At 44.6% G+C, this 1,246-nt stretch carries 1 protein-coding gene; it reads left to right on the top strand.

Features of this window, described 5'->3' with window-relative positions:
• Positions 1 to 1,133, top strand: a 1,133-nt coding sequence (locus HOP45_RS20445) for a transposase (RefSeq protein WP_181351319.1), incomplete at its 5' end; no start/stop codon positions are given.
• Positions 1,134 to 1,246 lie beyond the last annotated feature (113 nt).

The following is a 1,246-nucleotide window of genomic DNA, read 5'->3' as shown; positions in this document are numbered from 1 at the left end:
TCCGGAAAAAGCGTATCGAAGACGAAAACATTTTAGACCTTCTCATCCATAAAAGTGTGGAAGTCGCCCAAGAACAGAACGTTCTCCACTCGTCCGCGATTATCGTTGACTCCACGCACACGAGGTCGCGGTACAATCATGTATCCGCTCAGGAAGCTTTGCGTTCTCATTCGAAGAATCTTCGGAAAGCCGTTTATTCTCATGATGAAACCATGAAAAAGAAGATGCCATCAAAACCGACCGAAGATACGATCGAAGCAGAAATTGAGTACACCCAAAACGTGATGGATGTCGTTGAGAACCAATCCTCGTTGAAGACCTATCCGAAAGTGAAAGAATCGCTCAACTTACTGAAGGAAATCGTCGAAGATGACCTGGAACACCTTCAGCTGTCGTCCGACCCGGACGCGAAAGTCGGCCATAAGTCCGCCGATTCTTCTTTCTTTGGATACAAGACGCACCTGGCCATGAGTGAAGAACGGATCATCACGGCCGCAGCTACGACAACCGGGGAAAAGAGTGATGGAAAATATCTGACAAACCTGATAGAAAAAAGCAAGCAGGTCGGGATGAACGTGGATACCGTTATTGGTGACGCCGCTTATTCAGAGAGAAAAAATTTAATCTACGCCAATGATCATGAAATGACACTTATTTCCCGACTTAATTCTTCCGTCACCCATGGGACACGAAGAAAAGACCAAACGTTTGAATTCAATAAAGATGCCGGAATGTATGTTTGTCCGGCAGGTCATATGGCCACGCATAAGCGAAAGGATAGCCGAAAAGCGAGTAAAGACAAGAGCCCGCGTATCCGTTATTACTTTGATATAGAAAAATGTAAGACCTGCCCTCTAAAAGAGGGGTGTTACCAGGAAGGCGCCAATAGTAAGACGTATACAGTGACCATAAAATCACATGAACATCAGGAACAAGCAGAATTTCAAGAAACGGAGGCATTTAAGGAAAAGGCGAAAGAACGATACAAAATTGAAGCCAAAAATAGTGAATTGAAACATCGGCACGGATATGAGGTCGCCTCATCTTCGGGTCTCCCAGCCATGGACTTACAAGCAGCAATGGCGATCTTCACCGTCAATATGAAAAGAATCGTCAAGCTGAAGGAGAAATAAGAGCCGAAGGTCCCTCTATCTTGTGAAAAAAGAGCGATTTTCGAACCAATCCGTTCTGAAAATCGCTCTTTTTTTATTCAGACCAAAAAACAGGACAGTATTTCAGTGGCCTC

This window comes from Thalassobacillus sp. CUG 92003 (assembly GCF_013618635.1).
GTDB lineage: Bacteria > Bacillota > Bacilli > Bacillales > Halobacillaceae > CUG-92003.
Note: the sequence above shows the minus strand (reverse complement) of the source record. Positions and strands in the feature narration are given on the sequence as shown.